Origin of the sequence: Agrobacterium vitis (genome assembly GCF_037039395.1) — a bacterium.
GTDB lineage: Bacteria > Pseudomonadota > Alphaproteobacteria > Rhizobiales > Rhizobiaceae > Allorhizobium > Allorhizobium vitis_E.
Genome location: NZ_CP146242.1, coordinates 3,657,108 through 3,675,852, shown reverse-complemented (window position 1 = coordinate 3,675,852; position 18,745 = coordinate 3,657,108). Strand labels below are relative to the sequence as shown.

At 57.6% G+C, this 18,745-nt stretch carries 22 protein-coding genes; 8 read left to right on the top strand and 14 right to left on the bottom strand.

The features are described from left to right. Positions 1–95: 95 nt before the first annotated feature. Positions 96–656, bottom strand: coding sequence for a TetR/AcrR family transcriptional regulator (locus V6582_RS19555; protein WP_156633390.1), 561 nt, complete (start codon positions 654–656; stop codon positions 96–98). A gap of 329 nt (positions 657–985) precedes the next feature. Here V6582_RS19555 and V6582_RS19550 point away from each other — a divergent pair, with 329 nt between their 5' ends. From V6582_RS19550 to V6582_RS19530, 5 genes are all read left to right on the top strand, one after another. Then, on the top strand, positions 986–1,459 hold the full coding sequence (locus tag V6582_RS19550) for a (2Fe-2S)-binding protein (protein WP_156547673.1): 474 nt from the start codon (positions 986–988) through the stop codon (positions 1,457–1,459). Then, positions 1,459–2,442 carry an FAD binding domain-containing protein gene (locus V6582_RS19545; protein WP_156633404.1) on the top strand — a complete coding sequence of 328 codons (984 nt, stop codon included), beginning with the start codon at positions 1,459–1,461 and terminating at the stop codon, positions 2,440–2,442. Before V6582_RS19550 ends, V6582_RS19545 begins: the two co-directional genes overlap by 1 nt. Beyond that, on the top strand, positions 2,439–4,730 hold the full coding sequence (locus V6582_RS19540) for a xanthine dehydrogenase family protein molybdopterin-binding subunit (RefSeq protein ID WP_156633391.1): 2,292 nt from the start codon (positions 2,439–2,441) through the stop codon (positions 4,728–4,730). The genes V6582_RS19545 and V6582_RS19540 overlap by 4 nt, the downstream gene beginning before the upstream one ends. 74 nt (positions 4,731–4,804) lie before the next feature. Next, complete coding sequence (locus tag V6582_RS19535) at positions 4,805–5,737, top strand: XdhC family protein (RefSeq protein ID WP_156633392.1); 933 nt, start codon at positions 4,805–4,807, stop codon at positions 5,735–5,737. A gap of 131 nt (positions 5,738–5,868) precedes the next feature. Beyond that, positions 5,869–6,879, top strand: coding sequence for an IS30 family transposase (locus V6582_RS19530; RefSeq protein WP_156634948.1), 1,011 nt, complete (start codon positions 5,869–5,871; stop codon positions 6,877–6,879). An 82-nt stretch (positions 6,880–6,961) separates the two neighbouring features. Here V6582_RS19530 and V6582_RS19525 read toward each other — a convergent pair whose 3' ends face one another. Further along, positions 6,962–7,549, bottom strand: a complete 588-nt coding sequence (locus tag V6582_RS19525; RefSeq protein WP_337739176.1) for a DUF1349 domain-containing protein — start codon at positions 7,547–7,549, stop codon at positions 6,962–6,964. Between the two features lie 104 nt (positions 7,550–7,653). Then, positions 7,654–8,409, bottom strand: a complete 756-nt coding sequence (locus tag V6582_RS19520) for a metallophosphoesterase (protein WP_156630738.1) — start codon at positions 8,407–8,409, stop codon at positions 7,654–7,656. A gap of 442 nt (positions 8,410–8,851) precedes the next feature. Between V6582_RS19520 and V6582_RS19515 the strand changes: the two genes are divergently transcribed. Continuing rightward, positions 8,852–9,139, top strand: coding sequence for a hypothetical protein (locus V6582_RS19515; RefSeq protein ID WP_197434288.1), 288 nt, complete (start codon positions 8,852–8,854; stop codon positions 9,137–9,139). A gap of 12 nt (positions 9,140–9,151) precedes the next feature. On the opposite strand, the gene tgt is transcribed toward V6582_RS19515, so the two are convergent. The 5 genes from tgt to coaD all read right to left on the bottom strand — a co-directional run bounded on the left by tgt (position 9,152) and on the right by coaD (position 13,170). Next, complete coding sequence (gene tgt / locus V6582_RS19510; RefSeq protein WP_070164716.1) at positions 9,152–10,282, bottom strand: tRNA guanosine(34) transglycosylase Tgt; 1,131 nt, start codon at positions 10,280–10,282, stop codon at positions 9,152–9,154. A gap of 2 nt (positions 10,283–10,284) precedes the next feature. Next, on the bottom strand, positions 10,285–11,343 hold the full coding sequence (queA, locus tag V6582_RS19505; protein ID WP_156630737.1) for a tRNA preQ1(34) S-adenosylmethionine ribosyltransferase-isomerase QueA: 1,059 nt from the start codon (positions 11,341–11,343) through the stop codon (positions 10,285–10,287). Positions 11,344–11,421: 78 nt separating this feature from the next. Continuing rightward, the gene (locus tag V6582_RS19500) at positions 11,422–11,931 is read right to left on the bottom strand and encodes a peptidylprolyl isomerase (protein ID WP_156630736.1); all 510 of its coding nucleotides are present in this window, start codon (positions 11,929–11,931) and stop codon (positions 11,422–11,424) included. Positions 11,932–12,069: 138 nt separating this feature from the next. Next, entirely contained in the window at positions 12,070–12,648 is a 579-nt protein-coding gene (locus V6582_RS19495) for a peptidylprolyl isomerase (RefSeq protein ID WP_156630735.1), read from the bottom strand. 27 nt (positions 12,649–12,675) lie between these two features. Beyond that, positions 12,676–13,170, bottom strand: coding sequence for a pantetheine-phosphate adenylyltransferase (coaD, locus tag V6582_RS19490; protein WP_156630734.1), 495 nt, complete (start codon positions 13,168–13,170; stop codon positions 12,676–12,678). A gap of 224 nt (positions 13,171–13,394) precedes the next feature. On the opposite strand from coaD, the gene V6582_RS19485 reads away from it, so the two are divergent. Beyond that, positions 13,395–13,520, top strand: coding sequence for a hypothetical protein (locus tag V6582_RS19485; protein ID WP_272950767.1), 126 nt, complete (start codon positions 13,395–13,397; stop codon positions 13,518–13,520). Positions 13,521–13,642: 122 nt separating this feature from the next. Further along, positions 13,643–13,795, top strand: coding sequence for a hypothetical protein (locus V6582_RS19480; RefSeq protein ID WP_156536474.1), 153 nt, complete (start codon positions 13,643–13,645; stop codon positions 13,793–13,795). A gap of 301 nt (positions 13,796–14,096) precedes the next feature. Here V6582_RS19480 and sufA read toward each other — a convergent pair whose 3' ends face one another. The 6 genes from sufA to sufC all read right to left on the bottom strand — a co-directional run bounded on the left by sufA (position 14,097) and on the right by sufC (position 18,710). Then, on the bottom strand, positions 14,097–14,483 hold the full coding sequence (sufA, locus tag V6582_RS19475; protein WP_156536475.1) for a Fe-S cluster assembly scaffold SufA: 387 nt from the start codon (positions 14,481–14,483) through the stop codon (positions 14,097–14,099). A 141-nt stretch (positions 14,484–14,624) separates the two neighbouring features. After that, on the bottom strand, positions 14,625–15,005 hold the full coding sequence (locus V6582_RS19470; protein WP_070165127.1) for an SUF system Fe-S cluster assembly protein: 381 nt from the start codon (positions 15,003–15,005) through the stop codon (positions 14,625–14,627). A 26-nt stretch (positions 15,006–15,031) separates the two neighbouring features. Then, a complete protein-coding gene (locus V6582_RS19465) occupies positions 15,032–16,270 on the bottom strand; it encodes a cysteine desulfurase (RefSeq protein ID WP_156630733.1) in 1,239 nt (412 codons plus the stop codon). A gap of 1 nt (position 16,271) precedes the next feature. After that, positions 16,272–16,664: a VOC family protein gene (locus V6582_RS19460; RefSeq protein WP_156630732.1), complete on the bottom strand. Its 393-nt coding sequence runs from the start codon at positions 16,662–16,664 to the stop codon at positions 16,272–16,274. After that, positions 16,657–17,931, bottom strand: coding sequence for a Fe-S cluster assembly protein SufD (gene sufD, locus V6582_RS19455; protein ID WP_156630731.1), 1,275 nt, complete (start codon positions 17,929–17,931; stop codon positions 16,657–16,659). The genes V6582_RS19460 and sufD overlap by 8 nt, the downstream gene beginning before the upstream one ends. Positions 17,932–17,954: 23 nt before the next feature. Further along, complete coding sequence (gene sufC, locus V6582_RS19450) at positions 17,955–18,710, bottom strand: Fe-S cluster assembly ATPase SufC (protein ID WP_156630730.1); 756 nt, start codon at positions 18,708–18,710, stop codon at positions 17,955–17,957. Between the last annotated feature and the right edge of the window lie 35 nt (positions 18,711–18,745).

The window sequence follows — 18,745 nt, the reverse complement described above, 5'->3', positions numbered from 1 at the left end:
TTCAGCCTCCAGGTTTCGGTCCCCAGCGCTGTAACACGCTCAATCTGCTGCATAATTTTCTCGTTCAATCGAGTCCGATTTAAGGAATTATGCTGTCAGCTTTTGGATTGGCCTTTGTGGCGCAATCCATCCATCAGCAATCCGATCAGCCGATGCGAACGGTCGCGCCATTCCGGGGTGTCGGGCATGGAATAGATGCTGGAGAGGGCATGCAGCACGTCAGCCTCACCGATATCGTCGCGAATAAGCTGCTGCTCCTGCGCCTTTGCCATCAGCCGGGCGACCGCATCGCGGATCAGGCCGGAGCCCTCCGCAAACAGGGTAGAATTGGAATTCATAAGAATTTTCAAGCTATTGGCCATGCCGCGTTTGGTGGCGATATAGCCCACGAAACGGCGCATCCATTCCTCCAGTGCCATATCGGCGGGAAGAGTGGTCGCAAGCTCTGTCCCCGCTTCTGCCAGGCTTGACAATTCGCGCCGGTAAACCGCCTCAACGAGATGTTCGCGCGTCTGAAAATGGCGGTACAGCGTGCCAATACCGACGCCTGCCTGCCGGGCGATATCTTCAAGCGAGGTTTCGACGCCTTTTTCCGCAAAGGCGAGGGCTGCCACCTCGAGCAATTTATCCCGGTTTCGCAGGGCATCCGCACGCATTTTAGGTGCCTTCGGCGAAGATGTGTTCGAGGCAGCCGATGCCAAAATTCTGCTCCGGGACAATTGGGGCTTGACGAAAGACGACAAACCTCTAGTTTAAACGGAGGCGCCTCCGGTTAAGAGGGCCTTCCAAGTCATAGTCCAGAAGAGGGGAGGATGTCATGTTAAAAATAGTGCGCATCTCCCGCCCTTCAAGCCGGCATAGTTTCTGACAGCTGAGGCTGTCCACAATCGCCTTTGAAATTTTTCGTCCGAGACGGCAGGCGCCATGCGTTTATGCAAACGCATGGCGCCTATTCACTCTTTTAAGCGACAGCACGGAGCTTATCATGCCAGCAACACTTCATCTCAGCTTGACCATCAACGGCGCGGTTCACGAATGTGACGTTGAGCCGCGTGTGACCTTGCTTGACGCGCTTCGCGAGCATTTGTCGATGACCGGCACCAAGAAGGGCTGCGATCAGGGGCAGTGCGGCGCCTGTACCTGCCATGTCGATGGCAAGCGGGTCTTGTCCTGTATGATGCTGGCAGCCCAGGCGGAAGGCCATGCGATCACCACGATAGAAGGCATTGCAGCGCCAAATGGCGAATTGCATCCGGTTCAGACAGCTTTTCTGGAACAGGATGCCTTTCAATGCGGTTATTGTACACCCGGCCAGATCATGTCGGCTGTGGCGTGCATCCGCGAGGGGCATGCGGGATCGGATGCGGAAATCCGCGAATATATGTCTGGAAACCTCTGTCGATGCGGGGCCTATAACAGCATCGTGGCAGCGGTGCGTGACGCGGCGGAGGCTGCATGATGAAGAGCTTTTCCTATAGCCGGGCCTCGTCCATACAAGCGGCTCGTGAGGCAACGCACCAACCAGAAACAGCGCTGCTGGCCGGTGGCACGAGTTTGTTGGACCTTGCCAAATCCGGCGTTGCTGAACCGGATAAGGTCCTTGATATCAGCCATCTCGCCGGGCTTGGCACCATTACCGTCAATGAAACTTGCGCTACAATTGGCACCTTGGCCAGAATGTCCACCGTGGCCGATCACCCTGCCATAAAGACGCGCTACCCGGCTGTTGCGCAATCGCTGTCTCTGGCGGCGTCGCCCCAACTGCGCAACATGGCGACGGTTGGTGGCAATCTCATGCAGCGCACCCGCTGTTCTTATTTCCGTGATCCGGGCACCTTTGCGGCCTGCAACAAGCGCGCACCGGGGTCCGGCTGTTCAGCCATCGGCGGCGTGACTCGTAACCATGCAGTGCTTGGTATCAGCGATCTCTGCATTGCCAGCTATCCCGGCGATCTTGCCGTGGCGCTGACCGCCTTTGATGCCACAGTGGATGTGGGTGAGCGGGAGATCGCTATCGACGATTTCTTTTTGCCCTATGGCGATGCGCCGCATCTCGAAACCCAGTTGACGCCAGGGGAGATGATCCTCTCCATCACCATTCCGGCATCCGCTGCGGCTGAAAATTCCACCTATCTGAAGATCCGCGACCGCCAGTCCTACGAATTCGCCGCAGCCAGTGCTGCCGTTGGCCTGGAACTGGAAGAGGATGGCCGCACGATCCGGGATATTCGCATTGCGCTTGGTGGTGTGGCCAGCAAGCCTTGGCGGGTCCGCGCCGTTGAACAGGCGCTGACGGGCAAGCTGCTTGAGCCGCAAACCGTGGAGCAAGCCAGCCGGCTTTCGATGGAAGGCGCGGTATCGCAGGGCGATAATCACCACAAGATCCAACTGGCGCCGCGCGTTATCGCCCGCGCCGTCCTCACTCTGGGAGGTCTCGCATGACGATAGTGACAGCACGCAAGCACGGCGATGCCGCCGATGGGGCGGTTGGTGGCCGTCTTTCACGGTTTGAAGGACAGAGAAAGATCACGGGTGCTGCAACCTTTGCGCTGGAATATCCGGTTGAGGATGCTGCCCACGCCGTGCTTGTACAGAGCACGATTGCGTCCGGTCGGATTGTGTCGATCGATACATCCGCAGCGAAAGCGGCACCAGGCGTGCTGATGGTGCTGACACCGCAGGATGATCTCGGCCTGATCACCGCGTCTGATTGGTACGGAAATCGGCCGGATAACCAGCCCTATTATCCCCTGTCCAATACGGTAAGCTTCAATGGCCAAACGATTGCAGCCATCATCGCCGAAAGCCGGGAGCAGGCAGCCGAAGCTGCCAAGCTGGTTCGTGTCGTCTATGAAGAAACTACGGCAACCAATGGACTGGACGATCCAAATGCTGGTCCTGGCAAGCTGATGGATAATCTGAATGTTTCCTGGGGTGATGCCGAGGCGGCGCTGGCTGCTTCTGCGGTGCGCATCGAGGCTGAATATCGGACACCGCGTGAATACCATGTCGCCATGGAGCCGCATGGCCTGACCGCTCAGTGGGAAGAGGACCGGTTGACGCTTTGGGAGCCGAGCCAATGGACCCACGGCATGGCACGCAGCTACGCCGAATGGTTCGGCCTGCCGCTGGAGAATGTCCGTATCGTCTCACCGTTTATTGGCGGCGGTTTCGGCTCCAAGGGCGGGGCGCTGGCCTATGGTGCTGTGGCGGCGGCAGCGGCGAGAAAGCTGGGCCGTCCCGTTAAACTGGCCGTGACCCGGCCCCAGAATTTCACCAGTTACGGTGGACGTGCCGCGACGCGCCAGACCATCGCCTTGGGCGCAACCCAGGACGGGATTTTACAGGCAATCCTTCATCGCGGTGCCAGTGAGACCTCAACCTACATGGATTATCCCGAGCAGACCGGCGCCGCGACACCGATCCTCTACAAGGTGGAGAATTTCAGTTCCGAGCATCGCGTCGTGCCAGTCAATACTGTGACACCAGGCGCTTTGCGGGGGCCGGGCAAAAATCCAAGTGCCTTTGGCATTGAATGCGCTATGGATGAACTGGCCGCTGCCATCGGGATGGACCCACTGGAAATCCGCCTGAAAAACTATGCCGACCATGATTATCAATCGGGCAAACCCTGGTCGACAAGGCAATTGCGCGAGGCCCTCACCCAAGGCGCCGACGCCTTTGGCTGGTCACGGCGCAGCGCTCAACCCCGGACCATGCGCGACGGGCGCCATCTGATCGGCTGGGGTATCGGTTGCGGCACCTTTCCAGTGATCCGCGCGCCGAGCGAAGCAATGATCCGCATTCTGGCGAATGGGCGCGTTGAAGTGGTCAGCGGCGCCATAGACATGGGGCAGGGTACCTATACAATCCTTGCCCAGACCGCTTCAGAAGCGCTGGGCGTGCCGGTCGAGCAGATCGATGTTGTACTCGGTGATTCCAGGCTTCCAGGATCGGCGATTGCCGGCGGATCAATGCTGGCTGGGTCGATCACTGGCGCTGTCCACAAGGCAGCGATGGCGGCCCGTGACGAAATCCTGGCGCTTGCCCTTAATGATGCCAATTCGCCATTCCGCGAGACCGGCGCCAATATTCTGACATTGAGCGATGGCCGGATTACCATGTCACGCGGTGAGGGGCCTTCGATCACCCTGCCCGAGTTGATGACAGCCCTGAACAGAGATGAGATTGAAGTGCGGCGCAATACACTGCCCGACGATGCCCAAAGTGCCACCGACCACAAGGGCGCCTGGACCAGCATGGCAAGAGTGCAAGGCCCGACCATGGGCGACTACTCCATGCATAGCTGGTGCGCTCATTTTGTCGAAGTTCGGGTCGATGAGGATTTTGGCACTGTTCGGGTGTCGCGCATGGTTTCCGCCTTCGATTGTGGACGGCTTTACAATCCGAAAATGGTGGAAAGCCAATGGCGCGGTGGCATCATCATGGGTATCGGCCAAGCTTTGCTGGAGGAGGGGTTGGTGGACAGCCGCAACGGGCGGGTCGTCAACAATAATATGGCGGATTATCTTGTGCCGACCAATGTCGACATTCCCGATATCCAAGTGATTTCAGTGGGTATACCTGACTACGAAGCTTCTACGCTTGGCGGCAAAGGAGTTGGCGAAGTCGGGATTGTCGGTGTCGCGCCAGCCATCGCCAATGCTGTCTTCCATGCCACCGGCAAGCGTGTCCGCGATCTGCCGATTACTCTGGAAAAGATCATCTGAGGAAGACTTCCCGTAAATACCGTCGGCGCTGTCTGCGCCGACGGTATGGCGAAGGGAAAGAAAGTGGTGCCTGAATGAACAACACATCCCCAACGACCTTCAGGTCCTTGGTTCCCGAAAGGGCATTTTCCACCGATAGTGCCGTCGATATATTGCGGTTCGCGGTTGACTGTCTCGACGGCGGGGCAGGCGTCGCATTGGCTACGCTTATAGAGATCCGGGGTGGCTCTGCCCGCGCACTCGGCGCGCATATGGCGATCCGCGACGATGGCCGTTATTGCGGTTTCGTCTCCGGCGGTTGCATCGAAGCGGCGGTCGCCAGCGAAGCTGTGGACGCTATTGGCGAAGGCGCGGATCGCCACGTTCTGTTTGGCGAAGGTTCACCGTTTTTCGATATCGTGCTTCCCTGTGGCGGCGGCATCACCATTGCCATCCATGTTCTTCGCCACAGCGCGCCGATCCGCACCGTGCTTGATAGCCTTGAAAGCCGGCTTCCAGCCGGTTTGCGCTACGAACCGTCGAAACAGGCCTTGACGGCAATCGAAGCGCCGAAACGCGCCGGTTGGGAAAACGAAAGTTTCGTCACAGTCTACCGCCCAAAGACGCGGATTTTTCTGTCTGGCCGATCCATCGAAGTCGATACGACAGCCAGGATCGCCGAGGCTGCGGGCTACGAGGTTTATCGTCACGATAACGCCAACCTTGAGCCGGATGCCAGCCGGATTGATGCAGATACGGCAGTGGCACTTCTGCACCACGATATCGATTTGGAAATACCGGTTCTTCAGGCAGCACTTGGCGCGGAGCCTTTTTATCTCGGTGCCTTGGGCAGCGCCAGAACCCATGCAAGGCGGATGAAACGGCTGCGAGACCTCGGATACAGTGAAACCGACATAGCCCGCATCAAATCTCCAATCGGCATCTTCAACAGAGCCCGGGATGCCCAGTCCTTGGCTTTGTCCGTGCTGGCCGATCTCGCAGCCACACGAGTTGCGCGGTTCGGGTAAAATGCGTTCTTTGGATGGCAATTAGTTCCATAATCTATCTTATCTAACTTTTGTATGTAGTCGGGTGGGTTCAAGGATGAAGTGCGACTTGCAATAGATAACAACGATTTACCCCTTGCAAGGAAAGCGCAATGAAACGCACCTACTCCCATATCGACTTGGACGAACGCCGTAAGATCGCTCGCTGGCGTATGGCGGGCCAGAGTATTGAGATGATCGCCGAGACACTCGGTCGCCATCGCTCGACGATCTTTCGTGAAATCAAACGGAATACGTTCATCGATGAGGTGGTCCCGGACCTCAATGGCTATTACTGCGTCACGGCGCATGACATGGCGTGCGAACGGCGGGCCAAGCTGAGGAAGCTGGCGCGCTTCTCGAATGTGAGGCAGTCCGTGATCGACCGGATCATGCATGGCTGGTCGCCCCAGCAGATCGCCGGTCGCATGCGACTGGAACACCATCCGATCTTTGTCAGCCACGAGACAATCTACAAGTTCGCATACTCGGCTGATGGTCATGCCATCAAACTGTGGCGTCACTTGCCGGAGCATCGGGCCAGGCGACGACCACGACATGCAAGACGCAAGCATGGTCAAAGGTTTGGCCCGGAACTCAACATTCTGCACCGGCCGGATGTCGTTGCTGACCGCAAGCAGTTCGGGCATTGGGAATGCGATCTGATCCAGTTCCGCAAGAAGTTCGGCAAGGCCAATGTGACATCGCTCGTTGAGCGGGTGAGCCGCTTTACGATCTTGTTGCGTAACAATGATCGCCAGTCTCGCCCGGTCATGGATGGCATCATCCAGGCGCTGAAGAGCCTCCCTCGCCTCGCCCGTCGATCGATGACATTCGACCGAGGCACCGAGTTCACCGACTGGCCGTACCTTCAGGCAGGCATAGGAACGCAAACATGGTTTTGTGACCCTCAGTCGCCCTGGCAGAAGGGAACGGTCGAAAACACCAACAGGCGAGCGCGGAAATGGCTTTCCAGGGACGTCGACCCCTTGTCCGTAGCCGATGCCGATCTGATCAAGATCTGCAATCAACTCAATCAGACGCCGCGTAAATGCCTTGGCTACCGAACACCGGCTGAGGTCTTCCGCAAGAAACTACTCGCGCAGATGCGACATGCCAGCTAGCTTGAAAGCCACGCAGGTCGCGCTTCAGCGTGAACTCACATCGGGGTAGATTCCACTTTCAGCGGAACGCTTGTTGGCACTGCTACGCTGTAAGGTCATGAAGATCGGTCGTTATCGCCGCGTCTATTGTGAACTCTGAGAACCGAACATCCAGTCCCCCTCGTTCCGGCGTACACGCAGTCAAACCGACAAGATAACGAGAAGCTTCTGGAAACGGAGCAAGTCGCAGTAGCGGCCACACCCTGCCATCTGACGATGCCTGAATGCGCATCGCGCCTTCCTTCAGTGTAATCCGAATATAGAAATCCTCGAGGTCTTTGAAAGGCTGGGACACTGACCAGTCAGATTTCCCATCCGTGATGACCGTACTCAGGAAGCGTTCTCCATCGGTGAACTCCACACCCGTCTTGACCCATCGATTTTCGTCAATGCGCACCATAAGGCCAGCTTGGTCATAGAGTGACCGGAACTCCCCCTGGACGCGGACACACGCTGTGAAACCATCGTCAACGGGAGTACCGAGGAAATGTCCGCTATCGCGCGTAAATCCGTAATGGGTCTTACGCCAGGTATCAGTGTTCGCATCGGTCGTCAGAGTAAGGCCAGTTTTTGTGGCCTGCCACACTGCCGGTTGATTGAGCCAACTGGCCTCTTTGAGATTAACGTCCACGAGTTGTCCTCCTTAAATTGAGCTTAACCCTCCGGAAACCGTTGTGCTGAAAGTAAGCAACCGGCGCAACAACACGCATGGAACCAGCACAGCACAAACGCCCCCTAGACATCACCCACATGCATCAGCATCCTTGCCGCAATGTGGCGCTCCGAAGGATAGCCGAAGGCGTTGTTGATGTAGGTGCGCCCGTCCTTGACGGTACGGCGGTTGAGGTGGCTGTGACCGTAGATATGCAGGTGCGAACCAAGAGCAGCGATCCTGTCTTCCAACCGGCTGGAGCCAAGGACGGGATAGAGGAAGCGGTATTTCTCCGGCATACGCTCCGGCATCAGGTCGATGCGTGGCAGGAAATGCGAGAAAGACAGGATCGAGGAAAATCCTGATGTATCGGGCTCCGCATTGCCACTGTCGAAAAAGCGGCTGACCTCGTCATCTGAACCGCCTTCCCAATCACAGCGCCGGTAATCCATCCAGGACTGCTTGAGGATAGAGCCGGGCGGGCCGAAGGAGTAATCGTACCAGCCAAGCAGCGGGACGATCAGCGTGTTGGCGAGTGCCAGTGGCTCCATGCCGATATCCAGATCGGCGCAGGCAGCTCGTAGCCGCTGGAATTTGTCGAAGGATGAGCCCTGCCCTTTGCCATCAACCCATAGATCGTGATTGCCCGGCACATACAGAACCTTGAAAAATCGCTGGGCCAGGAGTTCCATGACAGTCTGAAACAGCGCCATGCCGTTTGCCACGTCGCCGGCAACGATCAGCACGTCCTGCCGGTAGTCGCGCGTCGAGATCTGCCGGAGCCAGTCCATGTTCTCTTGATGGTCCGCATGAAAATCCGATCCGACAAAAATCCGCATATGCTCTCCAGCTCAATGTCCTATTCGTTCTCATGTCATTTTGCCCTATTTGCGCCACCCATCATGCGTGAGGACGAAACCACCGGGGCTACTGCATAATTCCTTAAATCGGAAACGATTTCAGGAGAAAATTATGCAGCAGATTTAAACTGTTACAGCGTCGTTTGTGCGTTTTATAAAACGCACGGCGCTATATTGAAATTGACGCTCAAACCGCGCCAGCTATTACTCTTGTCCGTCTGTCGGCAACTTTAAATAAAACAACTGTGTCAAATACCCAACTTAGACTTGATGGCTCGAAAATACTCCCTGTAAATCTCAGGTATCTCACGAAAAAAGCCGATCTAAAGCGTTTTTATTTTTTAGCGAATCATAAGATTTGTTAGTCTGCCTTGGCGAATGAATCGCTTTGATGACGGACATGTTTCCGGGGGCAAATGATATGTCTATTGATCACTTTCTCGGCAATGATTGGCTCAACAATGATTGGGAAGCCTGGGCGCTGGAGCGCGCGCACAGGATCATGGTTCAGGAAGGCGCCAACCTTGTCAACGCGGCGCAGTGGCTCGACAAGAAACAGACGGTAAAAACATCGCATCAATTGCGCGATGCCATCCAGCAGTCCTTGATCGAGGCCCTGGCCTTGCGGGCTTCGCAGCCTGCGATCTCATCCGTGCATCTGTCTGGCGTTGATCTGAATGGAGCCCTATCGAACATGGCAGAGCACTGAGCAGATCAAGCATTACGCCGCCTCGATATCACCTCGCGCCCAGCATTCCATGGTCTCGGCCATGAAGTCCTCAAACCTGCCTTCGGCGATTGACTGGCGGATACCCTGCATCAACTCCTGATAATAGGATAGATTATTCCAGGACAACAACATGCCGCCCAGCGCTTCGTTGGAACGCACCAGGTGGTGCAGATAGGCGCGCGAATAATCCCGTGCCGCCGGGCAGGACGATTGTTCGTCCAGGGGGCGTTTATCCTCGGCGTGGCGGGCATTGCGGATATTGACCTTGCCACGCCGGGTGAAGGCGAGGCCATGGCGGCCGGAGCGGGTCGGCATGACGCAATCGAACATATCGATGCCACGCGCGACCGATTTCAACATATCGTCCGGCGTGCCGACGCCCATCAGGTAGCGCGGCTTTTCGGTCGGCAGCACAGGCAGGGTAATGTCGAGCATGCTGAGCATCACCTCCTGCGGCTCACCGACCGCCAACCCGCCGACAGCATAGCCTTTCAGGTCCAGTTGCTTCAGCCCTTCGGCGGAGCGAATGCGCAAGCCTGGTTGATCGCCGCCCTGCACGATGCCGAACATCGCCTTGCCGGGCTGTTCGCCAAAGGCGACGCGGCAGCGCTCCGCCCAGCGCAACGACATTTCCATGGCGCGCTCAATTTCACGTGGCTCAGCGGGCAAGGCGACGCACTCGTCCAACTGCATCTGGATGTCGCTGTCCAGCAGGCCCTGGATTTCGATGGATCTTTCCGGCGACATGTGATGCAGCGAACCGTCGATATGGCTCTTGAAGGTCACGCCCTGCTCATCAAGTTTGCGAAGGCCGGAGAGAGACATGACCTGAAACCCGCCACTATCGGTCAGGATCGGCTGCGGCCAGCGGATCAACTCGTGCAAGCCGCCAAGTCTGGCGACGCGCTCGGCGCCGGGGCGTAGCATCAGGTGGTAGGTGTTGCCCAGAATGATATCGGCGCCCCCTTCCCGCACCTGATCGAGATACATGGCCTTGACCGTTCCGACCGTGCCGACCGGCATGAAGGCTGGAGTGCGGATCGTGCCACGCGGCATGGTGATTTCGCCAAGCCGGGCCTTGCCGCTGGTGGCTTTCAGGGTAAACGTGAACTGCTCGCTCATTGTTATTTGTCTTTCCGGAAGAGCAGGCTGGAATCGCCGTAGGAATAGAAACGGTAGCCGGTCTCGATCGCATGGGCATAGGCCGCCCGCATGGTTTCAAGCCCGGCAAACGCCGAAACCAGCATGAACAGCGTGGATTTCGGCAGGTGAAAATTGGTCATCAGCACATCCACCGCCCTGAAGCGATAGCCCGGGGTGATGAAAATGCCCGTCGCATCCGACCAAGGCAGGAGACAGCCATCCTCGCTGGCAGCGCTTTCCAGCAGTCGCAATGACGTGGTGCCGACACTGACGATCCGCCCGCCCCGCGCCTTGACCGCGTTAAGGGCCGCCGCCGTCTCAGCCGAGACATGGCCGATTTCCTGATGCATCTTATGGTCGTCGGTATCGTCGGCCTTGACGGGCAGGAAGGTCCCCGCCCCGACATGCAGCGTCACGAAATGGCGCTCGATCCCGGCTTTATCCAACGCCTCGAACAGGGCAGGCGTGAAGTGCAGACCGGCGGTCGGTGCTGCGACCGCCCCCTCTTCCCGCGCATAAATGGTCTGGTAATCGGTGCGATCCTGCCCATCTTCCGGGCGTTTCGCGGCAATATAGGGCGGCAGCGGGATATGGCCGACACCCGCAATCGCCCGGTCGAGATCAGGACCGGAGGCGGCAAATTCCAGATCGATTTCGCCCGCCTCGCCTTTTTCTGCAACCGTCGCCAATAGGCCGTCAAAGTCGATCACATCGCCTTGCTTGATCCGTTTGCCTGGCCTTGCAAAGGCTTTCCAGCGATTGGCGGCCACGCGCATATGCAACGTGCAGGACACTGGCGTGCGCTCGGCCCCTTCCCGGATGCGAACACCTTCCAGTTGGGCCGGAATAACTTTGGTGTCGTTGAAGACCAGCGCGTCCCCGGCCCTAAGGAAGGACGGCAGCTCGAACACCCGGCGATCTTCCAGCGTTGGTGACCCATCCGGGCGAACGACCAGAAACCGCGCCTGATCGCGCGGACTGGCCGGGCGCAGCGCGATATTCTCGTCTGGGAGATCGAAATCGAACAGGTCTACACGCATGATACCGCAACAGGGTTTGGAACGCGAAAACCCGCCCCGGCGCCCAAGCACCGGAGCGGGCTATGAAAAAAGCCGAAATCAGGCGTCGGCGGCGACTTTCAGCGAGATGATCGAATCCGGATCGGTGACCGGCTCACCCTTCTTGACGGCGTCGATGACGTCCATGCCTTCGATAACCTGGCCCCAGACGGAATATTGCTTGTTCAGCCAAGGCGCATCGGTGAAGCAGATGAAGAATTGTGAATTGGCAGAGTTCGGGCTTTGCGAACGGGCCATGGAGCAGGTGCCACGCACATGCGGAGTGGCCGAAAATTCAGCCTTCAGGTCCGGCTTGTCGGAGCCGCCCATGCCAGCGCGACCGGGATTGAAGCTTTCGCCACCCTTTTTGCCAAATTTCACGTCGCCGGTCTGGGCCATGAAATCGGGAATGACGCGGTGGAAGACGACGCCATCATAGGCGCCTTCGCGGGCCAGTTCCTTGATGCGGGCGACGTGGCCGGGGGCCAGGTCCGGGAAAAGGCTGATGACGACCTTGCCCTTGGTGGTTTCCATGATGACGGTGTTTTCCGGATCCTTGATCTCAGCCATGTTTTTCTCCTTGGTATTCCGGTTTCCGGGCATTTTGCCCGATTTTGAAATCAGTCCCCTTTCCGCAGTCCGAAAGGACCGGAGAAGGGAACGGATGAGGTGACTGCTGCTTCACGCGCTTAATTAAGTGGCGGCAACCTACTTCTTTCCGAGGGTGACCTTGATCATCCGGTCGGGATCGCTGACCTCGCCATTGCCACCCTGGCCGCGCTTGATCTTATCGACAAATTCCATGCCGGACACAACCTTGCCAACCACGGTATATTGGCCGTTCAGGAAGCTGCCGTCACCGAACATGATGAAAAACTGCGAATTGGCAGAGTTAGGGTCCTGGGAACGCGCCATGCCAACCGTGCCACGCACGAAAGGCGTCTTGGAAAATTCCGCCGGAATATTCGGCAGCTTGGAAGCGCCAGTGCCAGCACGGCTCTTGTCGAAGCCGGATTTCATATTGCCATATTGCACATCGCCGGTCTGGGCCATGAAGCCCTCGATGACGCGGTGAAAGGCGACATTGTCATATTGGCCCTGGCTAACCAGCGTCTTGATCTGCGCCACATGCTTGGGCGCGACCTCCGGCATCAGTTGCACGACGACAGGGCCGTCCTTCAACTGAATGGTCATGACGTTATCACTAGCCCCGGCCTGGGCCATGGCGTTGGTGGCAAGGGTGGAAAGCGCGAGCAGGCCCGCGAAAGCAAGAGACATGAGTTTCATGAAGGCTCCGTAATTTCTCGGATCGGCTCAAGCCTTGAGCCGGGATTTCAATGCCCGCGACACCTGCGGGGGGACAAAGGCGCTGACATCACCGCCCATGGTGGCGATTTGCCGGACCAATGTGGCCGTTATGGGCCGCGACGCCGTGCCGGCTGGCAGGAAGACGGTTTGCAGGTCTGGAGCCATCTGCCGGTTCATGCCCGCAAGCTGCATTTCATAGTCGAGGTCCGACCCATCGCGCAGGCCGCGGACCAGAAGCGTCGCGCCATGCTGGCGGGCGGCATCGACGGCCAGGCCATCGAAGGCAATAACCGAAACATCCCCTGCCCGCTCAGGCACGGCCTCGCCAAGGCTGGATGCAATCAGTTCTGCGCGCTCCTCGAAGCTGAACATTGGCACTTTACCAGGATGAATGCCGATCCCGACGACAACCTTGGGGACGACATTGAGCGCCTGAACCAGAACATCCAGGTGGCCATTGGTCATCGGGTCGAAAGAGCCCGGATAAAAGGCAATTGTCATCGGTTCGCCCCGCCCTCATCTTTTTATGCCCGCCTTTTGTCACGGACAGGCTGGAACCGCAAGCGCCTACCGTCCCGGTTTTCACGCCCATTCCGTTCATATTTGTGGCCGGACTGTCCCCTGCCCGCCCCATGAATGCCTGATGAACGGCACATTCAGGCCCGCTTCAAGGCCGGGTGTTTATACAGGGATCATGTTCAACGACAAGGCCAAGAGAACAAACAATGCTTGCAGTTGTTTTGAGTATCGCAATTGACAGCGCATTTGTTCTTGAAGCATTGGTTGCTTGGTTTGATGAACATGAAGACGACTGCTTCGCATTTCTGGCCGCTCAGATGAACGCCAGATGAACGGAGTGTTAAGGGCAGCTTCAGCACGGCTTTTGTAAAAAGAGTGCACTGCTCACAGGAACAAGACGCGGTTGCAGCCATTGTTGCTGCAACTGGCCCCGTCAAAACGAAGGACGAAACCCATGCTTGATAAAGTGACGATGATTAATCTGGTTTGGACTGCCATGATCGGCGCTATGCTGGCAACGAGCATTGGTTTTCACATGAACGAAGACCGCGCCCCTTCCAATTTCCGTACGTCGATTTCACAGCCTTACCACAGCGCCAGCCGCTGATTGGAACCTTGGCGCAGGATGACCGTTGAGGCTGGACAAGTGACGATCAGACACAAAGGAAAACAAGATGTTCTTGCTTCTCTGCGTGCTCTCGGCTGCTATAAGCGCGATGTTTGTCTACTCTGTCGTTTCGACGATCTCTGCGCTACGCCGTGAGCAAGATGATTTGCGATCCCTGTTGAAATAATTGAATTCTATTCGGATCTATGAGAAACGCCTCGCCTTCCATGTGAAAGGCGAGGCGTTTCTTTTTGTGACATTCTTTTATGGCAGCAATAAGCCCTGAAACAATAGGCCCTGATCAGACGTGGACTGCCTGCCGCTGTTTCGCCAGCTCGGCCAGGTCCGCGGCCTTCAATTCCACCGACTCGCCACAGCCACAGGCCGAGGTCTGGTTCGGATTGCGGAACGTAAAGCCGGAGCGCAAGGTTGTGGTTTCGAAATCGATTTCCGTACCCAGCAGATAGAGCACTGCGGCTGGCTCCAGCCAGACGGAGGCGCCATCGCGAGCAATCAGGTCATCTTTAGGGTTCGGTTCTGTCACCAGGTCGATGGTGTATTCCATCCCCGCACAGCCGCCCTTCTTGATACCGACACGAATGCCCTTGGCATCCGGGCCGGAATTCTCGACGATTTCCTTGACGCGGGCAGCTGCCGCATCAGTCATGGTCATCACCGCGAAGCCCATGGGCTTTCTCCTTTTCACATCCGGGTTCAAGGCCCGGTGTTTTTTAAAAGTGGGTTCGGTTTTTAAACCGGAACAGTGCCAGACAAAACCGGCATGTTGACAATGTAATAGGCGGCTCGCCTTTCAGCAAGCCGCCCTCACTCAATACCAGCCGATGGCGACCTGCGCCTCTTCAGACATCCGGTCCGGTGTCCATGGCGGATCAAAGGTCATCTCCACTTGCACGCCCGAAACGCCTTCCACGGAGCCGACCGCGTTTTCGACCCAGCCTGGCATTTCGCCAGCCACCGGGCAGCCGGGCGCCGTCAGTGTCATCATGATCTTCACCATGCGGTCGTCTTCGATATCGACCTTGTAAATCAGGCCGAGCTCGAAAATATCCGCTGGAATTTCCGGGTCATAGACGGTTTTCAGTGCCGAGATGATATCGTCCGACAAGCGGGCGACTTCCTCCGGCGGAATGCTGGAATGAACGATACCTTCGCGCACATCCGGCTTCTCGTCATTTTTACTGGTATTCATGTCGCTGACGCTCATGGTTTCAATCCTCAGCCGAAGAAGGTCTTGGCATAGTCAAGCGCTTCCACCAGCGCATCGATTTCTTCACGGGTATTATATAGGCCAAAAGAGGCCCGGCAGGTAGAGGTCACACCGAAACGAGACAGCAATGGCTGCGCGCAGTGCGTGCCAGCCCGAACGGCCACACCCCGCCGGTCGATCAGCATCGATACGTCATGGGCGTGGATACCCTTGAGCTCGAAAGAGAAAATCGCACCCTTGCCCGGCGCATTGCCGAAAATCCGGAGCGAATTGATCGCCGTCAGCCGTTCGTGGGCGTAGGCGGTCAAATCGGCCTCATGCGCGGCAATCGCCTCGCGGCCAAGACCCTCGATATAATCCAGCGCATGACCAAGCCCGATGGCCTGAACGATCGGCGGCGTTCCTGCCTCGAACCGATGCGGCGGATCGTTATAGGTTACCATATCCTCGGTCACATCGACGATCATTTCCCCGCCGCCCATGAAGGGCTGCATGGTGCGCAACCGGTCCATCTTGCCATAGAGCACGCCGATGCCGGATGGGCCGTAAAGCTTATGGCCGGTCATCACATACCAGTCGCAATCGATGTCTTGCACATCCACCGGCATATGCACCGCCGCCTGGCTGCCATCGACCAGCACCGGAATGCCGCGCTCCCTGGCGATCCGGCAAATTTCCTTGACCGGAACCACGGTTCCGAGTGCATTGGACATATGGGTGACGGCAATCAGCTTGGTGCGATCGGTCAACCGCTTTTCGAATTCCTCGATGTGGAACGCGCCATCATCATCCACCGGCACCCAGACCAGCTTTGCACCCTTGCGTTCCCTCAGAAAATGCCAGGGCACGATATTGGAGTGATGCTCCATGATGGTCAGGACGATTTCATCGCCCTCGCCGATCTCTTTCATGCCATGGCCATAGGCCACCGTATTGATGGCCTCGGTGGAGGATTTGGTGAACACCACCTCGTCCACCGATCCGGCATTCAGAAAGCGCCGCACCTTTTCGCGGGCCGCTTCATAAGCATCGGTCGCGGCATTGGACAGAAAATGCAGGCCGCGATGCACATTGGCATATTCGTTGGAATAGGCATGACTGATGGCGTCGATCACCGCCTGGGGCTTTTGCGCAGACGCACCGTTGTCCAGGTAGACCAGCGGTTTATCGCCATGCACCAGCCGTGACAGGATCGGGAAATCCTTTCGGACGGCTTCGACATCATAGGTCGATGGAAGTTTCGCCATATTAAGCGTCATAGCTGATAAACTCCATGAGCGAACCATCCGGATCGCGAAAATAGAGGCTTGTTCCCTCGCCCATAGCGCCGAAGCGACGAATGGGTCCCAGTTCGATGTCTATCCCCTGGGCCTCGAGATGGGCCTTGGCATCGCTGATCTTTCCACGCCAGCGGAAGCAAAGATCGCTGTTTCCCGGAGCGACAGGAATGCGGGCCACCGGCGTACCGATTGCGCCGGGGCCATGAACATTCAACTGCTGTGCGCCAAGCCGAAAAACATATCCGCCCGCTGCCGTCGCGACCGCTTCAGCCCCGATCACGTTCGTGTAGAAATCGCGCGCCCGTTCCCAATCGGAAACGTGGATCACGGCGTGATCGAGGTTGACGGGAAGATCAGCCATGGGTCTCCAGCCAGTCGGCGATGACCCCTTCCAGGGCTTCTACCAGGTCCTCATCTTCCAGCTCTTCCACCAATTCGGCGACGAAAGCCTTGATCAGCAACCCACGGGCCACTTTTTGCGGAATGCCGCGCGCCATCAAATAATAGAGGTGGTTGTGGTCGATATCGGCAACCGTTGCACCATGAGCGCATTGCACGTCATCGGCAAAGATTTCCAGCTCCGGCTTGACCGAATACTCGGCATCGTCAGACATCAACAACGTGTTGCAGGCCATGCGCGCATCGGTCTTCTGGGCATCGGGAGCAACCCGGATCTGGCCCTGGAAAACGCCCCGCGCCCGGTCGAACACCACATTGCGGATCACTTCCGTCGAGGTGGTGTTGGGCACATCATGACCAAGCGTCATGGTCACATCCGTATGGCTTTCGCCACCCAGAAGGTTGACAGCACGCAGGGTGAAATCGGAGCCTTCACCCGCCGTTCTGACATGGATTTCCTGACGCACCAGCTTGCCGCCGGCATTGATCACGAACAGCTTCAGCTTGGCATCTGTCCCCAGCACGACCTTGATCTGCCCCAGATGGGTATCGGCAAGACCCTGGGTCTGCACGATGATCCACGTCACCTCGGCACCCTCGCCCAGGTCCAGGTCGCTGACGCTGGAGATCAGGCCAGCGGCTTCGCCGGAATTACGGTGGCGCTCGATCACTGTCGCCTTTGAGCCCGAGCCGAAGCTCGCCACAAACCGCGCATGGCTCTGACCGCCACCCTGATGGGCCTGCAACTCGATAAGCCTGTCGACCTCGACATTGTCCTCGACGTTCAGCCGATAGCCATCGCGCACGAAACTGCCATTGATCCGGCCAATCGTATCGTCCTTGGAGAAGGCAACCAGATCGGTCGCCGCCGTTCCATCCAGCAGGCTTTCACTATAGGCACGCACGGTCACACCGTCGGGTGCAGAGACGTCACGGCTCAAGCCCTGGCGCAGTTCGAAGATACGAGCCGCCTCCACCAGCGGTGCCACGGCCTTGGAAGGCGTTAGCGTTGCGGCGTCGGGAATGGCCCGCAGCAGGGTTTTCAGATCCGTATAATGCCAGGCTTCAACGCGACGGGTTGGCAGGCCAGCCCGCTTCAGGTCGTCAAACAGGATATCCCGCGCGCCCAGCACCGTCCCGTCGCCCGGCAAGTCGCCGAGTTGGGCCGTGTAGGCTTCGACCAGCGCAGCCTCGGCCGCTGTCGACCGATTGGCAGCTTGAATGTTCATTGCAACACTCCTTTTTCGACCGGTCAGGCCGCTTCGCCGATGATATCGGCATAGCCATTGGCTTCCAGATCGAGCGCCAGGCTCTTGTCGCCGGTCTTGATGATCTGGCCCTTGTAGAGAACATGGACCGTGTCCGGCACGATGTAATCCAGCAGGCGCTGATAGTGGGTGATGACGATGGTGGCGCGATCCGGTGACTTCAACGCATTGACGCCATCGGCAACGATCTTCAGCGCATCGATATCGAGACCACTATCGGTTTCATCCAGAATGCAAAGCTGCGGCGCCAACAGCGCCATTTGCAGGATTTCCGCACGCTTCTTCTCACCACCGGAAAAACCGACATTCAGCGGACGCTTCAGCATGTCAGGGTTGATCTTCAATTCGGCAGCCGCTTCCTTGACCCGGCGCATGAAATCCGGCGTCGTCAGTTCCGCTTCGCCGCGCGCCTTGCGCTGTTCATTCATCGCCACTTTCAGAAACTGCATGGTGGCAACGCCCGGAATTTCGACCGGGTATTGGAAGGCCAGGAAAATGCCCTTGGCAGCGCGCTCGGCCGGGTCAAGCTCCAGAATGCTCTCACCGTTATAGAGGATCTCACCCTCGGTGACTTCATAGTCCGAGCGGCCCGAAAGAATGTAGGACAGCGTCGATTTGCCCGACCCATTCGGCCCCATGATCGCCGCCACTTCGCCAGCCTTGACGGTCAGGTTGAGGCCACGGATGATCTCCGTGCCATCTTCCGCGATCCGGGCGTGAAGGTTTCTGATTTCAAGCATTTCCAATTCCCTCATATGGCGGGTTTCAAGGACCC